The following is a 16,550-nucleotide window of genomic DNA, read 5'->3' on the forward strand; positions in this document are numbered from 1 at the left end:
CAGGGTCATCTTTTTTTAAGCCATTATGCTGTTAATTTTCTGATGAATTTTTATTTTTATCAATGTTTGGAGTATTGCCGGAATCGCTATCATTTTGTGTAGTATTGCTGTTATTATCACTCTGAGTAGAATTATCGTTATTACTAGTACTTTTACTTTGAGAAGCATTTCCGGCATTGTTGTTACTTTCATTTTGAGTAGAGTTATCGTTAATGTTGTTACTTTCATTTTGAGTAGAGTTATCATTAATGTTGCTATTTTCATTTTGAGTAGAGTTATTGTAATTACTATTACTTTCATTTTGAGAAGTATTTCCGGCATTGTTGCTACTTTCATTTTGAGTACAATTATTGTTATTACTATTACTTGCATTTTGAGAAGTATTACCGGCATTGCTACTACTGTCACTTTGAGTAGAATTATCGTTATTACTACTACTTGTACTTTGAGAAGCATTTCCGGTATTATCTCTACTTTCATTTTGAGTAAAACTATCGTTATTACTATTACTTACATTTTGAGAAGTATTACCGGCATTGCTACTACTTTCACTCTGTGAAGAATTATCGTTATAACTACTACTTGTACTTTGAGAAGTATTGCCGGAATTGCTGCTACTTTCATTTTGAGAACAATTATTGTTATTACTATTATTTGCATTTTGAGAAGCATTTCCGCCATTACTGCTACTATCACTCTGAGTAGAACTATCGTTATTACTAGTACTTGCATTTTGAGAAGTATTACCGGCATTGCTATTACTATCACTTTGAGTAGAATTATCGTTATTACTATTACTTGCATTTTGAGAAGCATTTCCGCCATTACTGCTACTATCACTCTGAGTAGAACTATCGTTATTATTGCTACCTGCACCTTGTGTAGCATTTCCGTTATTACTACCGCTTTCATTTTGTGTACTACAAGTATTATTTCCTGGATTACCGTTAATTTTGCGGATTTTCGCGACAAGTAGTAAAACTAATGGTAATAAGATTGCGAAAATAAAGGAAAAAATAGGCCAGGTTTCTCTATTGTAAATATCTGAATGAATGATATTAGGATGAACAATTTGTGAAAGTCCAAGGATAATCATTCCGAATGGAAAAATGAGCGGTCGATGATTTTTAATTTTACATATTTGTGCGATGCCGATGACCCCAGCGTAAAAAAACATAAAAGTTTTAATATAAATTGATATAATCCACATGGCTGCCATAATAACTTCAATACGCTGCAAAAAATTCCCGATTGAAATTCTTTGGGCTAATGAATAGCTAGGAAATGTCCTAGAAGCAGTATTTGCCGGACCTAGGACAAGGATAGCCAGTGTGATGATAGCAATTAAGACAATCCCTCCAAGAATTGTGCCAATGTAAAAACCTTTTTGTGCCGATTCATGGACGTTAACAGTAGAAGGAAAAATCATTAATAATATGACAAGTGGGAATGAAAAAATACTCATTAATCGAATAATACTAAAGAATAATGATTTTGCTGGTGCTTCCATTATTGGCTGTAGATTTTCCATATGGATGGATGGTGAAATACAAACTACAAAAAAAATAAAAATTATAATAAACATTGGGAATAGTATTTCTGCAGAACGGGCAAAAACTTCAATTCCTAGAAATGCTGCATAAATAATGATAATACTGAACAGAAAAGCAAAGGCCATCGTAGGTGTTTCAGGCATAACTGATGTTTTCATGAAAATGCCAATGAAATATAATAATTCACCGGCAGAAAGAAAGGATAGAATAATAAAGCCAATCGAAGTTATTTTTCCAAAAAAGCGACCTAATATCTTTTCATTAGCCTCTACAAATGTAAGGGTAGGTGTCCGTTTTCCTACAGTAACGAAAAGCTTTATTAAGAGTAAACTTAAAACGACACTAATGATCGCTGCAATCCAGGCATCTTGTTTTGCTTCACTTGTTACACTAGCAGGGCTAATTAAAATAGCAGTCCCAATTGAAGAGAGAAGGGTAATGATCATAAATTGTCTTGAACTAATTATTTCTTTTTCCATATGAACACTACCCCTTTCTCTTAACATAAAGTTCCTTATTATTTTGTCAGGGAGACAATGAAATCTTTAATTGGTGAAAAAATAAAAGTAAGCAAGTCTAGTGGGCTTGGAATTTTGACCCTTAATGATACCCCAATATTTAATGCAGCGTTGATCAATAAAAAAATTTAAAAAATAACAATCGTCTTCGTTTGATGGATGCGGCTGGTCCAATGGTTCGTGGCATTCGAAGACCTGCTTCTCTTAACACCTCAAAGGCTATATCCATGATGAGTGCCTCGACTATGACAGGGAAGGGGTCTCCTTCTCGATGAGATGCAACAATTATCAGCATAGGAGCTCACTATGCTGTTTAACTTTCTGGAGAATCTTTATTTTTATCACTGTTTGGATTATTGCCGGTATCGCTATCATTCTGTGTAGTATTGCTTGAAGCGTTATCACTTTTGCTAGGTGAAGGATTTTCACTATTACTGCTACTATCACTTTGAGTAGAATTACCGTTATTACTGCTACTATCACTTTGAGTAGAATTACCGTTATTGCTGCTACTATCATTTTGAATAGAATTACCGTTATTACTGCTACTATCATTTTGAGTAGAATTACCGTTATTACAATTACTTTCGTTTTGAGTAGAATTACCGCCAGTGCTGCTACTATCACTTTGAGTAGAATTAGCGTTATTACAATTACTTTCATTTTGAGTAGAATTACCGCCAGTGCTGCTACTATCACTTTGAGTAGAATTACCGTTATTACTGCTACTATCACTTTGAGTAGAATTACCGTTATTACTGCTACTTTCATTTTGAGTAGAATTACCGTTATTACAATTACTTTCGTTTTGAGTAGAATTACCGCCAGTGCTGCTACTATCACTTTGAGTAGAATTACCGTTATTACTTTTATTTTCACCTTGTGTAGCATTTCCGCCATTGCTACTACTATTACTCTGTGAAGAATTATTGCTAGCTGCACTTTGAGTAGAATTACCGTTATTACTACCACTTTCATTCTGTGTACTACAAGTATTATTTCCTTGATTACCGTTAATTTTACGAATCTTCGCGACAATTAATAAAACTAATGGTAAAAAAACCATGAAAACGAAGGAATATATAGGCCATATTTCTCTATTGTAAATATCTGAATGAATGATATTAGGATGAACAATTTGTGAAAGTCCAAGGATAATCATTCCGAGTGGAAAAATGAGAGGTCGATGATTGTTAATTTTACATATTTGTGCGATGCCGATGACCGCAGCGTAAAAGTACATAAAAGTTCTAATAAAAATTGATATAATCCACATGGTTGCCATAATAACTTCAATACGCTGCAAAAAATTCCCGAGTGAAATTCTTTGAGCTAATGAATAGCTTGGAAATGTCCTCGAAGCTGTATTTGCCGGACCTAGGACAAGGATACACAGTGTAATGATAGTAACTAAGACAATCCCTCCAATAATTGCACCAATGTAAAAACCTTTTTGTGCAGATTTTTGGACGTTAACTGCGGAAGGGAAAATCGTTAATAACATAGCAAGTGGGAATGAAAAAAGACTTATAAATAGAATCATACTAAAGAATATTGATTTTTTTGGCGTTTCCATTATTGGCTGTAAATTTTCAATCTTGATGGATGGTGAAATACAAATTACAAAGAAAATAAAAATTAAAATAAATATAGGAAATAGTATTTCTGCAGAACGGGCAAAAACTTCAATTCCGAGAAATGCAGCATAAATAATGATAATACTGAACAGAAATGCAAAGGCCGTCGTAGGTGTTTCGGGCATAATTTCCGTTTTCATGAAAATTCCAATGAAATATAATAATTCACCTGCAGAAAGAAGGGCAATAAGAATAAAGCCAATCGAAGTAAATTTTCCGAAAAAACGACCTAGTATCTTTTCATTAGCCTCTACAAATGTAAGGGTAGGTGTTCGTTTTCCTACTGTAACGAAAAGCTTTATTATGAGTAAACTTAAAACGACACCAATGATCGCTGCAATCCATGCATCTTGCTTTGCTTCGGTTGTTACACTAGCAGGGAGAATTAAAATGGCTGTCCCAATTGAAAAGAGAAGGGTAATGATCATAAATTGTCTTGAACTAATTATTTCTTTTTCCATATGAACACTACCCCTTTCTCTTAACATAAAGTTCCTTATTATTTTGTCAGGGAGACGATTAAATCTTTAATAGGTGAAAAAATAAAGGTAATCAAATCGAGTGGGCTTGGAATTTTGATCTTTAATGAGACCCCAATATTTAATGCAGCGCCGATTAATAAAAAAATCGAAAAAATAACAATCGTTTTCGTTTCTTTATTTTTTTTTAATGTTGGAATGAAGGCAAAGGCAATAACAGCAGAAATCATTAGTATGAATATCGTCATAATCATGGCTTATTCTCCCTTCGTCTTACTCACTAATGAGTTTTCCATCGTTCCTACTCCTTGTGTGTTGACATGTACTTCAACTTTCACTGGTAGCTCTTGAAATATCGTTAGCCAGTCTTTTTTAATTTTTTTCCACTCTTTAGGATTTGTACGATGAAGTTCTTCACCAAAACCAAAAATATCGACCCTGTAATTTTGCTGAACTGAACGGATAGTTTCTTCGATTCGTTTTTTTATAAGTTCTTCTGTTTTTTTATTTATGAAGTGAATCGATTTTTCTTTCGTAAGGTCTATTTTACATAGAACTTCTCCAACATTTTGGTCAACATCTATAAGAACATCGATTTTGGGAGCTCCATTTTCAAATTTACCTTTTATTTTCGTCTTTGAGTGCGTAATCTCTACTGCTAACGTATCTCCCTTAGGGCAAGCAATAATTTCAACTGTACTTTGTATTTTGTCCCTTAAAAAACTTAGGCTTCTACTCTCATCTTCCGTTAAAAGACCAATGAGTTTACCTTTTTTAAAAACTGCTAAGCCCGTATACTTCAATAGCACAGGAGATTTCGATTTTTTAACATTTGTTTGTTCCATGCCAACATTTTTATTCCCAAGTATTTCAATGGCAGAAATGACTACGCTTGTTGTTTTATTATTTATAGTATTGATTAATTCATCAATTTTAATGGATTCGGTTGTACCCCACGTTTTCTCCGACGTTTTAAGAGAATTTAGTAATTTATTAGCTGGTACTTTTTCGATAGGTGTTAACACATTTAATACTTCATCGGCAGTCGCGTCATTGGCAACGATGACTTCGAAATCATTTCTGAATTCATGATCTCTTGAAATCAAATCTAACGTTTCGTTAATTCCTTCTTTTGCCAATTCGTCGCCAAGCACAACTATTTGAAGGTGAGAAAAATAAAGTTTTCTAGCTGTTACTGTTGTCATTTTTCTAATGGCCTCAAAGACCGTCGCACCTGTTGAATGATAGGTAATAATGGGTGATCGCCCAGAAGAAGGCTGTTTTGAAGAAATTTCACCAGGAACCACAACTTGAACAGTTATTTTAAATTCATTATCAACTTTATCTATACCTAATGCTGCGACAATTGCTAATTCATTGAGCTCACGCTTACTCCAGCAACCACTTAAAAGCAACGTAAGAATCATTAGTAAACAAATTGCCTTAAATTTTGACATCGTTCATTCCTCGTTTACACATTCGATTGATTCCTTTTTTTCGTATTAAAATATTTATGACCCCTGACAGTATTTTTTTGACTAATTAACCGTGGTCGGGTCAATAAAGCTCTACGAGGGAACAACACTAGTGCGTCTTTTTGATCTTGTAGAATTAATGGGCCGAATGGACTTAAATAGGGAACACCGAACGTTCGTATACTGCATAAGTGTAGGACGATAATCATAAGGCCAAACATTAAACCAAACAATCCAAGTATTGAAGATAAAATCATTAATGGGAAACGAAGAGCACGAACTGTATTAGATAAGCCGTAAGCAGGGAACAGGAAGCTACAAATGGCTGTTAATGCCACAATAATAACCATTACGGCTGATACAATTCCAGCTTCTACGGCAGCTTGACCGATTACTAATGTTCCAACAATGGATACGGCTGGCCCAATGGTTCTTGGCATTCGAAGACCTGCTTCTCTTAACACCTCGAATGCAACCTCCATAATGAGTGCCTCGACTATGGCAGGGAAGGGGACTCCTTCTCGTTGAGATGCAACACTTATTAGCATAGGAGTTGGTAGCATTTCTTGATGGAAGGTGGTGATAGCTACATAAAGCGATGGTGCCACCAAGGCTAAGCTAATTCCAAAAAATCTCAAAAGGCGTACAAGAGAACTAATCATCCAATGCTGATAATAATCTTCAGCAGATTGTAAAAAGGCTGTAAATAAAGCTGGTACAATTAGGACAAAAGGTGAACCGTCCACTAGAATTGCAATTTTTCCGTCTAATATTTCACCAGCAATAACATCAGGTCGTTCAGAATTATAAATCGTAGGGAATATCGAGTATTTCGAATCTTGAATAAAATCTTCGATGTAGCCGCTTTCTAAAATACCATCAATATTAATACGATCTAAACGAGCAAGAACCTCTGCTACTATTTTGTCATTCGCAATGCCATTTAAATACATAACAGCAACATCCGTTTTTGTTACTTCACCGACAATACGGGACTTGATCCAGAGATTCGGACTTTTTATTTTTCTACGAACCAGAGCAGTGTTCGTACGTAATGTTTCCGTAAAGGATTCCCTTGGACCTCTAATGACCGACTCTGTTGATGGCTCCATAACGGCTCTATCTTTTGCACCTTGAGTACTTGTTACGATACCAGTTGAAGATTCATCTAATAAAATGACCGTATTACCATTCAAAATCGAATTGTACAGTGCTGAAAAATGAAAAATATCATTAACATCGCCGACTGTTAAACAAGAATCTCTTAAATATCGAATAATCTTTTCTATTTCTGCATCATGATTATCCTCAATATCAAGCATTAGTTTATCAATTACAGCATTAGAAATGCTTAATTTATCGGATAAGCCATCTACATAGATGATCGCTAACGTAAATTGTTCAGCTTTTCCAATGGTAATTTCTCGTATGACAAGGTCATTACTATTCCCAAGTGTATTTTTAATCATTTTTAAATTTTGTGAAAGAGAACTATACAATTGGTCATTGTTGTGGGAGGTATCAGTAATTTTAGAAATAGACATTTTCATTCCTCCTCAAGATATACATAACTATAGAATGTACAATTTCGAGAGAAGATAAACCAAGCATGGAATTGAATTCATATAACTTCTTTCAGAGGATGGGTTTCCAAACATCCGCCGAAATAGAGGAACTCAGTCTAAGAGCGCCGCGTCCTGTGGCAACGACTGAGTGACCAACATCATGTTGTTGCTGTCGCTTCGCTTTCGCACAGTCAAAACACGTTGCTGCCGCTGCGTTAACACTACGCTGTCGCACAGAAAACATTTGTTGGCCTAAAGCCTCCGGCGGATGTCACGGAATCGGAAAGGAGTTCTTAGGGGATGTTAGCCTAAAAACCATCGCATCCATGCGATAACGGCTAACTGACCTGCATCCAGCAGGCCTAAGCACAAAGCCGATTCTGGACACAATTATGCCGAGGCATAATTGATAAAAAAAGCAGTGTTCCCTTCGTATAAACGAAAGGAAACACTGCTTTATTTTCTATACTCATATTTTAATTCGTCATTTGTAGCATCCACATCAACAAATAAAGTGTGATCATTGAAAAACCATAAATCTTTTTCATCTATATAGTAGGTAACATCGTCAATAATTGTTTTTACTCCAATGTTGATTGGTTCCTCACGTGTCATACCAAGAGAAAAGCCTTCGTGAAAAGGACTGGAACCACCATATCTTGCATAAAAACGAATAGTGTCTCCGGATTCAACTTCCATCTCATTTTTAAACCAATGTAGGGCTTCATCTGTTAGTACGATATTCATTAGAATGCTCCTCTCTTTGTTACAGCCATTTCACCTTTGGTTCGGTACCATTTTTAATGCGTGCAATATTTGCTCGGTGACGATAAATGATAAAGGTAAATAAACAAGCTACTAAAAAGCCTAACGCAAAGTCGCCTGTAACAAAATAATAAACGATTGAATAAATAAGTGCTACTAAAGCGGCAATCATGGAAGTTAAACTTACAATCTTTGTTAATTTTAATGTTACAATAAATGCAATAAATAGTAAGACAAATAGTGGCCATGAATATCCTAAGAGAACTCCTGCTGATGTTGCTACCGCTTTCCCTCCACGGAAACCCGCAAAGATCGGGAACATATGACCGATAACGGCTACTAGTCCAAGTATTAGCGAGTGGATAGAGACATCAGAGAATATAGGAAGAGCTCCGAGTAAAACGGCTGCTGTACCTTTTAAGACATCCATAATCGTTACGACTATTCCTGCTTTTTTTCCTAAAATACGAAAAGTATTTGTCGCACCTAGATTACCACTTCCGTGTTGACGTATATCAGTTTTATAAAAAATTTTGCCTACCCATAACCCAGAAGGGATCGAGCCGATTAGATAAGCACATAAAATAATAAGTCCATTTAGCATATTTGGACTCCTTTCATTCAATTGATTATCACTTGGTACTAATAATATGTAACAATTATTCTACACTTTTTCTCTATATTCTACAATGTCATGAAGGAGATTTCTTAGTGTATCTTGAATTCATTACAAAAGATAACTATTTTTCAAGGATTTTTAGATGTATTTGAATGTATGTTAGTCTTTTAGACATGATTCATATAGTCAGCATGAAAGCCCTTTCTAAAAATATAGGTCAAATGGCAATTTTGTCAATCACCCATTCCTTTGGTAGAATAGAAGTCTATCTTTAATTTCTAGAGTAAGCTAGTATGAATCTTCTTTAGACAGAAGAAACCCATCTATTACTGTACCTGTATATTTTTCAGAAAATATTCAAATGCTTTTGAATGAAAGTTAAAGCCTTCAGCGATTCGTATCGTTTTGAAAAAGAGTAATGACCAGAAGTTAGTCATATGTTGTTTTATTTATGCAACTAATGTTTATTATCCTGCGTCAAGGGAATAGGGTAGTTAGTGATACATATTGAAACAACTATTGCAACTTTTTCTCTCGGTAAAAAGCTCAAAACGATAAAGCTGTGAAGAAATTTTAAAAATTTATTGGGCCTGTCACTAGCTATTGACAGGAAATGCTATTATTATTAGGTAGAGAATATAAATAGAACATGCGTTTGTTTTTTGGAGGGGAATTTTTTGGCGAATAAACAGTCACCAAGCGTCTATAATGATGACGCCATTCAAGTATTAGAAGGATTAGAAGCGGTACGAAAACGACCCGGCATGTATATCGGTTCTACAGATGGCCGTGGACTTCATCACCTTGTATATGAAATCGTCGATAATGCGGTGGATGAAGCACTGGCTGGCTTTGGTTCTCATATCATTGTCAATATTCATAAAGATCAAAGTATCAGCGTTCGAGACTTCGGCCGTGGAATGCCAACAGGTATGCATAAGATGGGGAAACCAACTCCCGAGATTATCTTCACTGTTTTACATGCTGGTGGTAAATTCGGACAGGGTGGCTATAAAACAAGTGGTGGTTTACATGGTGTAGGTTCTTCTGTTGTTAATGCTTTATCCACTTTTTTAGAAGTAACGATTCACCGCGACGGTAAAAAGTATCGTCAACGTTTTGAAAACGGTGGCCATCCTGTGACGACATTAGAAGAAATTGGACAAACAAAACAGACAGGAACACTTGTCCATTTTTTACCGGACGATTCGATTTTCTCTGTAACAAAATACAATTATGATACGCTTGCAGAACGTTTACGTGAGTCAGCATTTTTATTAAAAGGCTTAAAAATTGAGTTAATCGATGAACGCGAGGAAGGCAAAGGTGATGTTTTCTTTTATGAGAACGGCATTGAAGCTTTCGTTGCGTATTTGAATGAGGAGAAAGATGTACTTCATCCCGTTAAGTATGTGGAAGGGATTCAGGACGAAATTGAAGTAGAATTCGCCTTCCAATACAATGATGGTTACTCAGAAACAATCCTTTCATTTGTTAACAATGTACGTACACGAGATGGTGGGACACATGAAACAGGTGCCAAGGCAGCTTTAACACGTGTTTTTAATGAATATGCGCGAAAAATTGGTCTGTTAAAAGATAAAGATAAAAATCTTGAAGGGACAGACATTCGAGAGGGCTTAGCGGCGATTGTTTCTGTCCGTATACCAGAACATTTACTGCAATTCGAGGGTCAAACGAAGGGTAAGCTCGGGACGAGTGAGGCACGATCGGCAGTAGATAGTGTTGTCTCGGAGCAAATTTTATATGTGCTTGAAGAAAATGCTGAATTGTCTGCATCTCTTGTACGTAAAGCTATTCGTGCGCAACAAGTACGTGAAGCGGCTCGTAAAGCACGTGAAGATGCACGAAATGGCAAGAAGAGCAAAAAAGCCAGTACCATTCTTTCTGGAAAATTAACTCCTGCACAATCTCGAAATGCGGCGAAAAACGAGCTGTATTTAGTCGAAGGTGACTCTGCAGGTGGCTCTGCAAAACAAGGGCGAGATCGTACGTTCCAAGCGATTTTACCATTGCGTGGTAAAGTTATTAATACAGAAAAAGCAAAGCTGCAGGATATTATGAAAAATGAGGAGATTTCAACGATTATCCATGCCATTGGTGCTGGCGTTGGAACAGATTTCTCTGTCGAGGATGCATCCTATGATAAAGTCGTTATTATGACCGATGCTGATACTGACGGAGCGCATATTCAAGTGCTACTGTTAACGTTCTTCTATCGTTATATGCGACCATTGATTGAAGCTGGAAAGGTATTTATCGCATTACCACCACTTTATAAAATATCAAGAGGTACTGGTAAAAAAGAAGTGATTGAATATGCTTGGACCGAAAATGATTTACAAGCGGCCATTAAAAAAGTTGGAAAGGGTTACATATTACAGCGTTATAAAGGGCTTGGTGAGATGAATGCTGACCAGCTGTGGGATACGACAATGAACCCTGAAACGCGTACATTAATTCGTGTAACAATTGAGGATGGTGCACGTGCTGAAAGACGTGTGACAACATTAATGGGCGATAAAGTAGAGCCACGCCGTAAATGGATCGAAGCTAATGTAGACTTCGGTATGGAGGATGATTCAAATATTTTAGACAATGAATTCATCCAACAAGAGGAGGACCAAGCATGAGTAGTACGGAAAAATTTCAAGATTTACCTTTAGAAGAAGTTATGGGTGACCGTTTTGGTCGCTATAGTAAATATATTATTCAAGACCGCGCGTTGCCTGATGCACGTGACGGTCTTAAGCCTGTGCAACGCCGTATTTTGTATGCAATGTTTACAGAGGGCAATACGAACGAGAAACCATTCCGTAAATCAGCAAAAACTGTCGGTAATGTTATAGGTAACTATCACCCACACGGTGATAGCTCAGTATATGAAGCAATGGTGCGCATGAGTCAGGATTGGAAGGCGCGTCATATGCTTATCGAAATGCATGGGAATAACGGTTCCGTTGATGGTGACCCACCGGCAGCGATGCGTTATACCGAGGCAAGACTTTCTGCTATTGCAGCGGAAATGCTTCGCGATATTGGCAAGAAAACTGTTGAATTTGTACCTAACTTTGATGATCAGGATATGGAGCCAACTGTTTTACCAGCTCGTTTCCCGAACTTACTAGTCAACGGCTCAACGGGTATTTCGGCCGGCTATGCTACGGACATCCCTCCTCATGCACTTGATGAGGTGCTAGACGGTGTTCTAATGCGCTTAGATAACCCAAATACCACTGTTGATGAATTAATGACCGTTATTAAAGGGCCTGATTTCCCAACAGGTGGGATCATTCAAGGTGTCGATGGCATTAAAAAAGCGTACGAAACAGGACGCGGTAAAATCATTGTGCGTGCGCAAGCAGTCGTTGAGCCAATTAAAGGTGGCAAAGAGCAAATTGTTATTACGGAATTACCGTATGATGTCAATAAAGCAAATCTTGTGAAGAAAATTGATGAGCAACGTGTAGATAAACGACTTGAAGGAATTGCGGAAATTCGTGATGAATCGGATCGTACTGGCCTACGTGTTGTCATTGAACTGAAAAAAGAGGTTCCAGGACAAGGAATATTAAACTACTTGTTCAAAACAACTGATTTACAAGTAGCCTATAATTTTAATATGATTGCTATCCATAATCGTCGTCCGACAATGATGACATTACCATTGTTACTGGATGCTTATATTGCTCATCAAAAGGAAGTCGTGACGAACCGCTCCATTTATGATTTGCAAAAAGCTAAAGATCGTTCGCATATTGTTGATGGCTTGATCAAGGCGCTGTCCATTTTAGATGAAGTTATTGCAACGATTCGTTCTTCTAATGATAAACGAGATGCGAAAACGAATTTACAGGTGAAGTTTGACTTTACAGAAGTGCAATCAGAGGCAATCGTTAGCTTGCAATTATACCGTTTAACAAATACGGATATTACGGAATTACGTGCTGAACAGGAAGAGTTAAATAAATTGATTGCTAAGCTTGAAGGTATTCTTAATAGTGAAGCAAAACTTGTACGCGTTATTAAACAGGAACTACTTGACATTAAAAAGCGCTTTGCAGAGCCACGTCGTTCAAAAATCGAACAAGAAATCGAAGAAATCAAAATTACGTTAGATGTCCTTGTCCCAAGTGAAGAGGTCGTAGTGACTGTCACAAAGGATGGCTATATTAAGCGTACATCTACACGTTCGCATGCAGCTTCGAATGGTCAGGATTTTGCGATGAAGGATTCCGACTATTTATTATATGAAGCAAATTTAAATACACAGCATCATCTACTGTTGTTCACAAATCGAGGCAATTATATTTATCAGCCTGTCCATGAACTACCTGATATTCGTTGGAAGGATCTTGGTCAGCATATTTCAAGTATTGTGCCGACTGGGGAAGATGAATCTATTATTGCTGTATACGGTTTTGAGACATTCGAACAGGGCAATACGTATATTTTAACGGCTACAAAAGATGGACAAATTAAACGCTCACCTGTAGCAGATTATGCAGTTACACGCTATTCGAAGCCTATCAAAACGATGAATGTTAAGTCAGGCGATGAAATGATTTTTGCAGGCATTGTGACGGACGAGGCAGAACTAATGTTAACGACTGATACTGCCTATGCTATTCGTTTCCCAATGGAGGAATTGCCAGTAACGGGTGTTAAAACAGGCGGCGTTAAAGGGATTACGCTGAAAGACGGAGAAGCATTAGTCGGCATCAATGTTTTACCGCCAAATGGCACGGCATATGTTGCGATTGTGACACATCGCGGTGCTGTGAAGAAAATGAATGTTGCCGAAGTAGAGATGACGAGTCGTGCAAAACGCGGCTTAAAAGTGTTAACAGAATTAAAGGCGAACCCACATCGTATCGTGGCTGTAGTCAAGGTAACCGATGAAGAACAGCTACTGATTGAAACGGAAAAAGGTGTGCAAGAAATCCTTGCTGTACAAGCATTAACTCGAGCAGATCGCCATTCAAATGGCTCCTTTAAAGTGGATATAGCTACAGACGGTGCGATTTCACATGTCTTCGCGGTCAAAAAAGAAGAGAAATAACATTACTAGCCCATGCTCCTTTGAGAGCTGGGCTTTTTTGAGTTAATTGAAACCAATGAGCTTGGTGCTTTGTCTACTATATACAATCTAAAGAAGGGAGGATTGTAAAGTGATGCTTTACCTAACGATAAAGTCAGTTGAAAAACTGGTTTGATCGATTAGTGGAAAGACAATCTTTAAGAAGAAACAGGTACTTTTCTTTCATTCCCTTCAATTTCTTTAGCGTATAGCGTTTTTGTTAATATGTAGTACAAAAATGTACCCGTTAATCCTAGAATAAGGAGTAATCCGCTCATATATATGGGGCGAATCCACTGTCCAATGATGATCAATAACGAAGCTACAATCATGGCTCCATAGGTAGTTAAGCTATTAAAAGCCATATAGGTGCTACGAGCGTTAGGCGGGGCAAGTTCTCCTATCATCGCCTGTTTAATAGGAATAAACATCAGCTCACCAATTGTTCCAATAAACATGGCAATAAAAAGAAACAATACGCTATTTGAAGAAGCAAAAACACTAAAACATATAGTAAAGATCAACATTCCTGTAACAAGAGTCCAGCGATCACTGTATTTTTTAAATAAAAATAATACAATGCTTGATAGGACAACTACAAGAATAGTATTCTCTGTTCGGAGAAATCCAAGCATTTTAGTGCCGTCTACGATGAAATCTATGCCAAACAATGAAGCTGATTGCTGGGGTATATCTTTTTCAAGACGAATCCCAATATAGTTGGATAAAGACTGTTCCAATGTAAAAATCATGATTGCTCCTAAAATATAAAACATAAACAGCTTATCTTTTAAAACGGTTGAATAGGTTTGAAACATCTCAAATGGTGAAAGCTTTTTCTTATGAAGAGAAGACTTAGGTGAAGGTACTGGTGAATAGGTTTCTGAGATGAAGAAAATAGTCACGAATACAGATAATAAAGAGATAAGTGAAATCCCAATAAATAGTTCAAATAAGTAGTTTTTAAAAAGAAATGCCCCAATAATTCCTCCAATTGCCGTTGATAAATTCCCCAACCAGTAGCTAATTGTAAATACAAGCTTTCTCGATTCGGAATTAGTAACATCAATCATCATAGCTTGTGCGGCTGGCTGAAACATCCCTCCGCAAAACATAGTGAGGACGAAGAATGCCGCAGAAATATAAGGAAGATTAAACCAAGGAGAATTACAAAGTGCTATAAACAGATAAGAAAGCAATAGTCCAAGTTCAGCATAAATCATTATTTTTTTTCGCCCAATTTTATCTGAAACATGTCCTCCTATGAACCCTCCAATAACCCCGCTAATCACTATTATTATAAGAATAATACCCGTTTTAGTAGCTCCGATATTTTGAGTAAAATAAATTGCCAGAAAAGGTATAACAGCCATAGAAATAAGACCGCCTAGAAATTGCATGACTAGGCGAAGTTTGATGTTGGGATGGATATCTCTCAATTTCATATAATCACTCCTAAGTATATTAAATATGAACTATTTCCGATAGAATCTTCAGGTGTCTCAGTTTGGGGTTATCTATTGATTATCCTATTAGGAAGTGTCTCTTTGACTCTTTTTATGTTTAACTTGTTTAACCTTATGTCTACAAGTGATGGCCGGGCAAAGGGGGAGGAGCTTATTTATTAGAGATAGGCCCAAATAATCTCAGTGCTTGTCTCGATATATCCTTCCGCTTCTCGTTTGTATATTCATCAATAAACGTTAAACGCATTCCGTTTAAGATCGATAAGTATGATTCAGCAATTAATGAAGGTGATTCTTCATAAAAGGAACCGAGCCTTTGTCCTGATTCAATAATCGGATAAATAGAGGCCTTAAATAATTTTGCAAAATCATCTAGTTCTTTATAAAGCTTCGGAAACCGTTCAGGTCTTGCAAGAACCTGCTGAATTAGGCGTAGAAATTCAATTCTCATGGCAAAAAGTTGTACATGACAATCTATCATTTCCTTAATTACTTCAAGAGGCTCACCTTTAAAATGTTCTGCTATTTCAGTAAAATATGGTTTGATTTCTTCCAAGGGCTCCAATATTGCCGATTCATAAAGTACTTCTTTTGAATCAAAATATGTAAATACGGTACCAAAACTAACACTAGCTTCCTTTGCTATTTCGGCAACTTTTGTCTCTGCAAAACCATTCTCACTATATAATTTAATGGCGGCGTTCAGGATAGTAGATCTTTTTCTTTTTTTTTTTCATCATTAGTAAGTTTAGTCTCCATTTAGATATTCCTTTCATAATAAATGATTGATTGATCAATCAAATTTTATTGTAATTTGTTTCCATTGTCAATATGTTGATGGAATTTTTTGAATTTTACGGTTAGTTATAATGGAATTCCTTAAATGAAGGGATATTATTCTTTAAAATTGAGTTTTTAAAAAAAGTAGAACTGACAATTTAAGCATGAAGCCTCTATTTCAATGGAGTCTGAAAATATTATCTAGCTCTCCTAAAGTACCCTTTACAAAAGAGGCGCCATAGCAGTTATTTGATGTGAATGAAAAATATATTTCAAAAAAAGGATTAGAAATAAGGCTATAAAATAATAATTCAGCGCTATTTGCAAACAGAGCCTTGTCATTTCCGGATAGATATGGGTATAATAATCACGAAAAGTTCATATGGAAAGAATGTAGGGGGGCTGGTGTTGCCAGCTGAGATTGTGTCCGATAGACGCTGACTCTTTGAACCTGATTTGGCTCGTACCAGCGTAGGGAACATCTATTCAAAAAGTGAAAGTTTTTGATATTGATTACAAAACGTCTGGGAGGAATCCTAGGCGTTTTTTATGTTTTCAGACTTTTGTTGCATGCACATACCTTACGTGCAAA

Annotated in this window: 12 protein-coding genes, 2 pseudogenes and 1 riboswitch; of the genes and pseudogenes, 2 read left to right on the forward strand and 12 right to left on the reverse strand. The window is 36.5% G+C overall.

Annotated features, from left to right (window positions below; translation table 11 throughout):
* Positions 1 to 31: 31 nt before the first annotated feature.
* From AC1DCY_RS04420 to plsY, 9 genes and pseudogenes are all read right to left on the reverse strand, one after another.
* Positions 32 to 2,032 (reverse strand): GerAB/ArcD/ProY family transporter, encoded by a 2,001-nt coding sequence (locus AC1DCY_RS04420; protein ID WP_477347802.1) that lies wholly within the window; start codon positions 2,030 to 2,032, stop codon positions 32 to 34.
* Between the two features lie 193 nt (positions 2,033 to 2,225).
* Positions 2,226 to 2,369, reverse strand: a pseudogene (locus AC1DCY_RS04425) (spore germination protein); the annotation flags it as partial.
* Between the two features lie 15 nt (positions 2,370 to 2,384).
* Positions 2,385 to 4,169 (reverse strand): GerAB/ArcD/ProY family transporter, encoded by a 1,785-nt coding sequence (locus AC1DCY_RS04430; RefSeq protein WP_477347804.1) that lies wholly within the window; start codon positions 4,167 to 4,169, stop codon positions 2,385 to 2,387.
* 38 nt (positions 4,170 to 4,207) lie between these two features.
* Positions 4,208 to 4,441, reverse strand: coding sequence for a hypothetical protein (locus AC1DCY_RS04435; RefSeq protein ID WP_477347806.1), 234 nt, complete (start codon positions 4,439 to 4,441; stop codon positions 4,208 to 4,210).
* Between the two features lie 3 nt (positions 4,442 to 4,444).
* Positions 4,445 to 5,644 carry a Ger(x)C family spore germination protein gene (locus tag AC1DCY_RS04440; protein WP_477347808.1) on the reverse strand — a complete coding sequence of 400 codons (1,200 nt, stop codon included), beginning with the start codon at positions 5,642 to 5,644 and terminating at the stop codon, positions 4,445 to 4,447.
* 14 nt (positions 5,645 to 5,658) lie between these two features.
* Positions 5,659 to 7,206 carry a spore germination protein gene (locus tag AC1DCY_RS04445; protein ID WP_477347810.1) on the reverse strand — a complete coding sequence of 516 codons (1,548 nt, stop codon included), beginning with the start codon at positions 7,204 to 7,206 and terminating at the stop codon, positions 5,659 to 5,661.
* 91 nt (positions 7,207 to 7,297) lie between these two features.
* Positions 7,298 to 7,471, reverse strand: a complete 174-nt coding sequence (locus AC1DCY_RS04450) for a hypothetical protein (protein ID WP_477347812.1) — start codon at positions 7,469 to 7,471, stop codon at positions 7,298 to 7,300.
* 212 nt (positions 7,472 to 7,683) lie between these two features.
* The gene (locus tag AC1DCY_RS04455; RefSeq protein WP_477347814.1) at positions 7,684 to 7,974 is read right to left on the reverse strand and encodes a HesB/YadR/YfhF family protein; all 291 of its coding nucleotides are present in this window, start codon (positions 7,972 to 7,974) and stop codon (positions 7,684 to 7,686) included.
* A 19-nt stretch (positions 7,975 to 7,993) separates the two neighbouring features.
* Positions 7,994 to 8,596 carry a glycerol-3-phosphate 1-O-acyltransferase PlsY gene (gene plsY / locus AC1DCY_RS04460; RefSeq protein ID WP_477347816.1) on the reverse strand — a complete coding sequence of 201 codons (603 nt, stop codon included), beginning with the start codon at positions 8,594 to 8,596 and terminating at the stop codon, positions 7,994 to 7,996.
* 692 nt (positions 8,597 to 9,288) lie between these two features.
* Here plsY and parE point away from each other — a divergent pair.
* Both parE and parC read left to right on the forward strand, forming a co-directional pair.
* Positions 9,289 to 11,265, forward strand: coding sequence for a DNA topoisomerase IV subunit B (gene parE / locus AC1DCY_RS04465; protein ID WP_477347818.1), 1,977 nt, complete (start codon positions 9,289 to 9,291; stop codon positions 11,263 to 11,265).
* Positions 11,262 to 13,694 carry a DNA topoisomerase IV subunit A gene (parC, locus tag AC1DCY_RS04470; protein ID WP_477347820.1) on the forward strand — a complete coding sequence of 811 codons (2,433 nt, stop codon included), beginning with the start codon at positions 11,262 to 11,264 and terminating at the stop codon, positions 13,692 to 13,694. Before parE ends, parC begins: the two co-directional genes overlap by 4 nt.
* Before the next feature lie 176 nt (positions 13,695 to 13,870).
* Here parC and AC1DCY_RS04475 read toward each other — a convergent pair whose 3' ends face one another.
* The 3 genes and pseudogenes from AC1DCY_RS04475 to AC1DCY_RS04485 all read right to left on the reverse strand — a co-directional run.
* Positions 13,871 to 15,157: an MFS transporter gene (locus AC1DCY_RS04475; RefSeq protein ID WP_477347822.1), complete on the reverse strand. Its 1,287-nt coding sequence runs from the start codon at positions 15,155 to 15,157 to the stop codon at positions 13,871 to 13,873.
* A gap of 172 nt (positions 15,158 to 15,329) precedes the next feature.
* Positions 15,330 to 15,734, reverse strand: a complete 405-nt coding sequence (locus AC1DCY_RS04480; protein WP_477347824.1) for a hypothetical protein — start codon at positions 15,732 to 15,734, stop codon at positions 15,330 to 15,332.
* A 75-nt stretch (positions 15,735 to 15,809) separates the two neighbouring features.
* Positions 15,810 to 15,887, reverse strand: a pseudogene (locus tag AC1DCY_RS04485) (TetR family transcriptional regulator); the annotation flags it as partial.
* Between the two features lie 456 nt (positions 15,888 to 16,343).
* Positions 16,344 to 16,453: riboswitch (TPP riboswitch) on the forward strand.
* Positions 16,454 to 16,550: the final 97 nt, after the last annotated feature.

It is taken from the genome of Lysinibacillus sp. 10T31, assembly GCF_056394365.1.

Excerpts from the sequence above, each read along its gene's own strand:
- AC1DCY_RS04475 (WP_477347822.1), bottom strand. The coding sequence starts at position 15,157 with ATGAAATTGAGAGATATCCATCCCAACATCAAACTTCGCCTAGTCATG.
- AC1DCY_RS04430 (WP_477347804.1), bottom strand. The coding sequence starts at position 4,169 with ATGGAAAAAGAAATAATTAGTTCAAGACAATTTATGATCATTACCCTT.
- AC1DCY_RS04445 (WP_477347810.1), bottom strand. The coding sequence starts at position 7,206 with ATGTCTATTTCTAAAATTACTGATACCTCCCACAACAATGACCAATTG.
- parC (WP_477347820.1), top strand. The coding sequence starts at position 11,262 with ATGAGTAGTACGGAAAAATTTCAAGATTTACCTTTAGAAGAAGTTATG.
- AC1DCY_RS04455 (WP_477347814.1), bottom strand. The coding sequence starts at position 7,974 with ATGAATATCGTACTAACAGATGAAGCCCTACATTGGTTTAAAAATGAG.
- AC1DCY_RS04440 (WP_477347808.1), bottom strand. The coding sequence starts at position 5,644 with ATGTCAAAATTTAAGGCAATTTGTTTACTAATGATTCTTACGTTGCTT.
- AC1DCY_RS04435 (WP_477347806.1), bottom strand. The coding sequence starts at position 4,441 with ATGATTATGACGATATTCATACTAATGATTTCTGCTGTTATTGCCTTT.
- AC1DCY_RS04420 (WP_477347802.1), bottom strand. The coding sequence starts at position 2,032 with ATGGAAAAAGAAATAATTAGTTCAAGACAATTTATGATCATTACCCTT.
- AC1DCY_RS04450 (WP_477347812.1), bottom strand. The coding sequence starts at position 7,471 with ATGTTTTCTGTGCGACAGCGTAGTGTTAACGCAGCGGCAGCAACGTGT.
- plsY (WP_477347816.1), bottom strand. The coding sequence starts at position 8,596 with ATGCTAAATGGACTTATTATTTTATGTGCTTATCTAATCGGCTCGATC.